8 protein-coding genes are annotated in these 5,441 nt (G+C 72.5%); 3 read left to right on the top strand and 5 right to left on the bottom strand.

Features of this window, described 5'->3' with window-relative positions:
- From AOJ26_RS13065 to rimP, 4 genes are all read right to left on the bottom strand, one after another.
- Nucleotides 1-280, bottom strand: a 280-nt coding sequence (locus AOJ26_RS13065) for a translation initiation factor IF-2 N-terminal domain-containing protein (RefSeq protein WP_143663549.1), incomplete at its 3' end; no start/stop codon positions are given.
- Between the two features lie 163 nt (nucleotides 281-443).
- Nucleotides 444-725 (bottom strand): YlxR family protein, encoded by a 282-nt coding sequence (locus tag AOJ26_RS41760; protein WP_078959876.1) that lies wholly within the window; start codon nucleotides 723-725, stop codon nucleotides 444-446.
- A 90-nt stretch (nucleotides 726-815) separates the two neighbouring features.
- The gene (gene nusA / locus AOJ26_RS13060; protein ID WP_053848425.1) at nucleotides 816-1,814 is read right to left on the bottom strand and encodes a transcription termination factor NusA; all 999 of its coding nucleotides are present in this window, start codon (nucleotides 1,812-1,814) and stop codon (nucleotides 816-818) included.
- Between the two features lie 2 nt (nucleotides 1,815-1,816).
- Entirely contained in the window at nucleotides 1,817-2,314 is a 498-nt protein-coding gene (rimP, locus tag AOJ26_RS13055; RefSeq protein ID WP_053848424.1) for a ribosome maturation factor RimP, read from the bottom strand.
- Nucleotides 2,315-2,489: 175 nt separating this feature from the next.
- On the opposite strand from rimP, the gene AOJ26_RS13050 reads away from it, so the two are divergent.
- From AOJ26_RS13050 to AOJ26_RS13040, 3 genes are read left to right on the top strand one after another with little or no spacing between them, the layout of a single operon-like run.
- Nucleotides 2,490-3,026 carry a hypothetical protein gene (locus AOJ26_RS13050; protein WP_053848423.1) on the top strand — a complete coding sequence of 179 codons (537 nt, stop codon included), beginning with the start codon at nucleotides 2,490-2,492 and terminating at the stop codon, nucleotides 3,024-3,026.
- A complete protein-coding gene (locus AOJ26_RS13045; RefSeq protein WP_053848422.1) occupies nucleotides 3,023-3,502 on the top strand; it encodes a ferritin-like domain-containing protein in 480 nt (159 codons plus the stop codon). The genes AOJ26_RS13050 and AOJ26_RS13045 overlap by 4 nt, the downstream gene beginning before the upstream one ends.
- Nucleotides 3,503-3,530: 28 nt before the next feature.
- A complete protein-coding gene (locus tag AOJ26_RS13040) occupies nucleotides 3,531-4,421 on the top strand; it encodes an aminoglycoside phosphotransferase family protein (protein ID WP_053848421.1) in 891 nt (296 codons plus the stop codon).
- A gap of 42 nt (nucleotides 4,422-4,463) precedes the next feature.
- On the opposite strand, the gene AOJ26_RS13035 is transcribed toward AOJ26_RS13040, so the two are convergent.
- On the bottom strand, nucleotides 4,464-5,441 hold a 978-nt coding region (locus tag AOJ26_RS13035; RefSeq protein WP_234358543.1), incomplete at its 5' end, for a YbaK/EbsC family protein.

Genomic DNA, 5,441 nt, shown 5'->3' with positions numbered 1-5,441 from the left:
CCCCCGCACGCAAGGCCGCCCCGGCACGTCCGGCGGCCGGACGGGCAGCCTGCGCGGGAGAGGGGGCCGCCGGACGTGCCGGGGCGGCCTTGCGTGCGGGGGCGGGCTTGCCGCCTCCGTTGCCCTGCTGGAGGGCGTCCGTCAGCTTACGGACGACGGGCGCTTCGATGGTCGAAGACGCCGAACGGACGAATTCACCGAGTTCCTGGAGCTTGGCCATGACGACCTTGCTCTCCACACCGAACTCCTTGGCGAGTTCGTATACCCGGACCTTAGCCACTTCGCTCCTTTTAGGTCCGGGTTGCGTCCGGACCGTCGCTACTTCATGGGCGTACTCATCGCGTGCTCATCGAGTGCTCATCGCAATCTCGACCTACTTCCAACTCGCGGGGTACCTGGGCCGCACGGGGGCTCCGCGCGACGCTTCTTACGGTGTTGCCTGCTCAGCAACTGTCTGTCTGCTCGACGTACTGGCGCAACGCCTTTGTGTCGAGCGCTCCCGGGGCGCGCAACGCCCGCGTGAACGCCCGGCGGCGTACCGCCTGGTCGAGACAGACCAGGGCGGGGTGGACGTACGCACCCCGGCCGGGCAGCGTACCGCGAGGATCAGGGACGCATGCGTCCTTGATCGCCACGATGCGCAGCAGATCGGTCTTGGCCGCTCGCTGCCTGCATCCCACACAGGTGCGTTCAGGGCATGCGCGGTCGGGCGTCCGGCCAGACACTCTTAAGTCTACCTCCCCGTACCGACCTCACCCCTTGGGGGCAGGGATCGAACGGTTGTTGTCGTGATCTAAGCCACCGACGGCTTGGATCTATTCCCCGGTGCCGTCGGCTGCCTGCTCGGTGTCCGGACGGATGTCGATGCGCCAGCCGGTGAGCCGGGCCGCGAGCCGGGCGTTCTGCCCCTCCTTGCCGATGGCGAGGGACAGCTGGTAGTCGGGGACGGTCACCCGCGCGGAGCGGGCCGCCATGTCCACGACCTCGACCTTGGAGACCCGGGCCGGTGAGAGGGCGTTCGCCACCATCTCGGCCGGGTCGTCCGACCAGTCGACGATGTCGATCTTCTCACCGTTCAGCTCGCCCATGACATTGCGCACACGGCCGCCCATGGGGCCGATGCAGGCGCCCTTGGCGTTCAGGCCCGAACGGGTGGACCGTACGGCGATCTTGGTGCGGTGGCCAGCCTCGCGGGCGATCGCGGCGATCTCGACGGAGCCGTCGGCGATCTCCGGCACCTCCAGGGCGAAGAGCTTCTTCACCAGATTGGGGTGCGTGCGGGAGAGGGTGACGGACGGACCGCGCACGCCCCTCGCCACTCGTACGACGTACGACCGCAGCCGCATTCCGTGCGGGTAGGTCTCACCCGGGACCTGCTCCTGCACCGGCAGGATGGCCTCCAGCTTGCCGATGTCCACCAGCACGTTCTTCGGGTCGCGGCCCTGCTGGACCACGCCCATGACGATGTCGCCCTCGCGCCCCGCGTACTCGCCGAGCGTCGCGTCGTCCTCGGCGTCGCGCAGCCGCTGCAGGATGACCTGCTTGGCGGTGGTGGCGGCGATACGGCCGAAGTCGGACGGGGTGTCGTCGAACTCCCGGGGCTCCTGGCCCTCTTCGAGGTCCTCGGGGTCCTCCTTCGCCCACACGACCACGTGTCCGGAGTCCCGGTCGAGCTTCACGCGCGCGTGGCGGTGGCTTCCCTCGGTGCGGTGGTAGGCGATGAGGAGGGCCGACTCGATCGCCTCGACCAACAGGTCGAAGGAGATCTCCTTCTCCCGTACCAAGCCCCGCAGGGCACTCATGTCGATGTCCACGGCTACGCCTCCTCTTCGTTCTTGTCCTTGCGGCTGAACTCGACCTGCACGCGCGCCTTGTCGAAGTCGGAGAAGGCGAGTCTGCGGGCGGTGGCCTTGCGGCCCTTCACACCGGGCACTTCCAGGTCGAGGCCCTCGTCGTCGACCTTCAGGATCCTGGCGACCAGTTCCCCGCCCTCGGTGAGCTGGAACTTCACCAGCCGGTCCACGGCACGCTCGAAGTGCCGGTGCTCCTTGAGGAGGCGCTCCGCGCCCGGGGTGCCGACCTCGAGGGTGTACTCCCCGGCGCCCATCGCGTCGGTCTCGTCGAGCTTCGCCGAGAGCGCGCGGCTCACATCGGCGATCTGGTCCAGGTCGGCACCCGTGTCCGAGTCGACGACGACGCGCAGCACCCGCTTCCGTCCTACGGAGTCCACGGCGATCTCTTCGAGATCCAGGCCCTGGGAGGTGACGAGCGGTTCCAGGAGCTCTCGCAGCCTCTCGCTCTGGGTGGTGCTCATCCGGGTGACTCCTCGGCCGCGTGTGCTGTTGTGGGTAGGTCGCGTGTCTGGTCAAAGGGTATCCGGTCGCGGAGGGTGTTGCTTCCAGGTGACCGCGGATGCGCGGGTACCGTGATCGCCGGCGGGCCCGACCTCCCGCCCGTGTGTTCGTACGAGCTTCCTGAGGACGTCTGCCGTGCCGTACCCGCCTCCGTCGCGCGTCCCCCCGGGGCCGCGGAGAAGATCCCTGCTCGCCTCGGTCGCCGGGGGCGCCCTCCTCGTGGGGTGCTCCGACGGGTCCGGAAGCGGCGAGGGGGGCACCTCCGGCAGCCCTTCCGTAGCCCAGCGGGTCCGCGTGCAGGCGGCCCGGGACAGCCGCGGGCTCGTCGGGCGGTACGACGCCGTCCTGGCCGCCCATCCCACGCTCGCGGAGCGGGTGGGGCCGTTGCGGGCGGCGGCGCTGCGACATGCGGAGGCGTTCGGAGAGCGGGTCTCCCCGGCCTCCCCCGGCGCGTCGCGCAGCGCCTCGCCCACGCCCGAGCCCTCGCCGTCGGTGGCCGTGCCCGCGGCCGAGGGAGACGCCCTCGCCCAGCTCGCCGCCGCCGAGCGCGAGCTCGCCGACCGGCGGGCCGAGGCCCTGCTGGACGTGCCGGGCGAGCTGGCCCGGCTGCTGGCCTCGGTGGCGGCGGCCGGCGCGGCGCACGCCTATCTGCTGACGGAGCGTGCCCGATGAGCGAGAAGCGGGAGCTGGAGGCCCTCCAGAAGGCGCTGGCCGCCGAGCACGCCGCCGTCTACGGCTACGGCGTCGTCGGCGGCCGGATCCGCGAGGAGCGGCGCGCGGAGGCCATGTCCGCCTATGACGCCCACCGGGCCCGCCGGGACGCCCTGGCGCGTGCGGTGCGGGACCTGGGCGGCACGCCGGTGGCCGCGGCGGCGGCGTACGCGCTGCCCTTCCCGGTTCCGGACTCGGCCGCGGCGGTACGGCTCGCCGCCGCCCTGGAGGACCGGGTGGCCGGGGTGTACTCCGACGTGGTGCGGGCAACCGGGGGCGGGCGGCGGAGCACGGCCGCCGGGGCACTGCGGGAGGCCGCGGTGCGGGCCGTGCGCTGGCGCGGCGAGAGCGTAGCCTTCCCTGGGCTCGCCGAGCGGACGGCCACGGGGGCGTCCTCGTCCCCGGCCTCGGTCTCCCCGGCGAACCCCCCGGCGTAACGCGGTACAGGAAGGGAACGACTCGCGCATGGCTTTCGAACCACCTCAGCGGCTGGTGCGGGCGCTCGGCGAGAGCCTGCCGGACGCAGACGACTGGGTGGACCGGCTGCCCGGCGCCGCCGAACAGGCCGTCGCGGTGCGCGAGTTGACCGCCGAGCGGGTCCAGGTGCCCGGCGGCCGGAGCAGCCTGGTCGTGCTCGTGCGGCGGCCCGACGGGACGCCGGCCGTGCTCAAGCTGGCCCCGCCCCGGGCCCGTCCGGAGAGCGAGCGGGCGGCTCTCGCGCACTGGGACGGGCGGGGGGCCGTACAGCTCGTGGAGCCCTTCGTCGCCGAGGGGGTGCTGCTCCTCGAACGGCTGCATCCCGATGTGTCCGTGCGGTCGCTGCCGGAGGCGAAGGCGTTGCTGGAGGCGGCCGGGACCCTGCGGCGGCTGTGGGTCGAGCCGCCCGGCGAGCATGTGTTCGAGACGGTGGCCGAGCGGACCGGACGGCAGGCGGCTGCCATGCGGGGCGCTTCCGCGGAGGTGTCGGGCCTGGTGAGCGCGGCTCTCGACGCGCGGGAGTCGTTGCTGGCCGCGCCGCCGGAGGAGCGGTTGCTGCACGGCACGTTCCGGCAGAGCAAGGTGCTGGCGGGCACCCGGTCCCCCTGGCTGGCCGTGGGGCCCGACCCCGTGGTCGGCGAGTGCGCGTTCGATCTCGCCCGGCTGGTGCGGGACCGGGTGGAGGACCTGATCGCCTCGCCCTCGGGAGCGGCGACGACCCGCCGGCGGATCAAGCGGCTCGCGGAGTCCCTGGAGGTCGACCAGGAGCGGCTGCGGGGATGGACGCTGTTCCGGGCCGTGGAGTCGGGGGTGCGGGCGCTGCGGGTGGGGCGGCCCCGGGACGCGGAGCTGCTGCTGGAGTTCGCCGGGTGGCTGTGAGGCGGCGCCCGGGGACGCCGCCTCACCCTGTGCCGGTTTCCCCTAGGCCGTCAGGCGGGCGATCGCCTCGTCCACCGTCAGCTCCTCGCGCTCACCGGTACGGCGGTCCTTGAGCTCCAGGACCCCCTCGCCGGAACGGCGGCCCGCGACCAGGATCTTCGGTACGCCGATGAGCTCGGAGTCCGTGAACTTCACGCCCGGGGAGACACCGGCACGGTCGTCGACGAGGACCCGCAGGCCCGCCTCGCGCAGCTTCTCGGAGACGTCGAGGGCCAGTTCGATCTGGAGGGCCTTGCCGGCGGCGACGACGTGCACGTCGGCCGGGGCGACCTCGGCGGGCCAGCACAGGCCCTTGTCGTCGGCGGTCTGCTCGGCGAGGGCGGCGACCGCGCGGGAGACGCCGATGCCGTAGGAGCCCATGGTCACGCGGACCGGCTTGCCGTTCTGGCCGAGGACGTCGAGCTTGAGGGCGTCGGCGTACTTGCGGCCGAGCTGGAAGATGTGGCCGATCTCGATGGCGCGGTCCAGCTTGAGGCCGGTGCCGCACTTCGGGCACGGGTCGCCCTCCTGGACGACCACGACGTCGACGTACTCGTCGACCTCGAAGTCACGGCCGGCGACGACGTTCTTCGCGTGCGTGTGCTCCTTGTTGGCGCCGGTGATCCAGGCGGTGCCGGGGGCCACGCGCGGGTCGGCGATGTACTTGAGCTTCTCCTGACGGCCCTGGGGGCCGACGTAGCCGCGGACGAGGTCGGGGCGGCCGGTGAAGTCCTCCGCCGTCACCAGCTCCACGGCGGCCGGCGCGAAGTGCGCCTCGACCTTGTCCAGGTCGACCTCGCGGTCGCCGGGGACGCCGACGGCCACGATCTCGCCGTCGACCTTCACGAGGAGGTTCTTGAGGGTGGCGGAGGCCTCGACGCCGAGCTGGGCGGCGAGGGTCTCGATGGTGGGGGTGTCCGGGGTGGGGATCTCTTCGACGGCGGCCACGGCGGAGCCGTCCACCGGCTTCAACTCGTAGGT

This window comes from Streptomyces sp. NRRL B-24085 (assembly GCF_001282115.1).
Taxonomy (GTDB): domain Bacteria; phylum Actinomycetota; class Actinomycetes; order Streptomycetales; family Streptomycetaceae; genus Streptomyces.
The sequence above is the reverse complement of the archived record's forward strand: the minus strand, read 5'-3'. Positions and strand labels throughout refer to the sequence as shown.